General features: G+C 36.1%; 2 protein-coding genes. Both read left to right on the plus strand.

Annotated features, from left to right (window positions below):
• Positions 1–367, plus strand: a 367-nt coding sequence (locus R5R67_RS19335; protein WP_318755193.1) for an MFS transporter, incomplete at its 5' end; no start/stop codon positions are given.
• 677 nt (positions 368–1,044) lie between these two features.
• Positions 1,045–1,324 (plus strand): hypothetical protein (locus R5R67_RS19340; RefSeq protein WP_049590068.1); only part of this gene is annotated, 280 nt, incomplete at its 3' end.

Below are 1,324 nucleotides of genomic sequence, written 5' to 3' on the forward strand. Positions count from 1 at the left end.
TCGTTCATTAAGAAAAATAACGCTTTTGAGCTTATTTATCTTTGCAATCGCAACAGCGCTCTTGGGTGTTTATAGTTCTTCAAGTTTTGTTGTACTGACGGGTGTTATGTTATGGGGAATAACTTTTGGTGGTGCACCAACCTTATTACAAACAGCTTTGGCAAATACTGCGGGTCACGAAGCCGACGTAGCTCAATCTATGTTGGTCACTGTATTTAACCTTGCTATCGCATTCGGTGGAATGGTTGGTGGGGGACTGCTTGAAAGTTTTGGGGCGGCTTCTTTTCCGTGGTTTATGCTGGCTTTTGCTCTTATCGCTTTATGTACCGTTTACCAAGCCCGTAAGCATGGTTTTATTTCTTTATAAAAGAATTTTGCCCTTCACAGCTAAAAAGTGAAGGGTAATTTACTTTTATAGTCTGATGGACCATTGCTCAAAATAATTAATGAGTTGGTAAAATAAACCGAAAAACACAAATAAAGTGGAATTTAAATTTAACTAATTATAGATAAATGGGAATATATTCTTTTAAATTTGCCTAATGGCGTAAAAATTCCCAAAAATAATAAAAATTCGCTTTTCTTAGAAAAACAATCCCGCAGAGTGCTGGCTAAACTATATCTCAAGGGTGTGATAGGGATCGAAAAGAGTAGCATGCACCGAAACGTATAACGTTAGTGTGTACTCACCCAAAAGGTCTCGATTCGGCTTAGGACGCTATAGATCAAAAGTTTATAGGCACAAGGTTATAACTTACAAAGTTATGATTGTTGAAGTAAACCATAGATGTTTTCCCTTGACACCCTAAAAAATTCTCAATAATAAAAATGATATTTTACAAGAATATAATTTATGAAAAGCCTAATCTTTCTGCGCTACTCCTGACATTTAAATCTTATTATATGAAGCCTGTGATTTCTGCCCACCGAAAAATAGTTTCAGCGACTTTACAGATTTTAGGTTAGAGCGCTATTTTTATTTACGATGCGTTCAATAAAAATCGTTTATATACTAATCTTATGATTAATTGCGAGCTGGATAATATGGAGAATAAAAATCAGTGTCGCCAATGCGCCGTATGTGGAAAGAGCTTTCCTTTAAAAGATTTAGTATCGGGTGAAGTCATCCGTAACGTGATTAGTGATGAAATTTTAAAAGACCATCCAGATTGGAGTTACTCAAGCTTTATTTGTCGGGCCGATCTGGCAGATTATCGAATTAAATATGTGCAGTCCCTATTACGCTCGGAAAAGGGTGAGTTATCTAACCTAGAAAATGAAGTAATTGGCAGTATGCAACGGCATGAATTAATTAGCCGAAATA

Source organism: Acinetobacter sp. OYA S30 (assembly GCF_033599315.1).
GTDB classification, from domain to species: Bacteria; Pseudomonadota; Gammaproteobacteria; order Pseudomonadales; family Moraxellaceae; genus Acinetobacter; species Acinetobacter baumannii.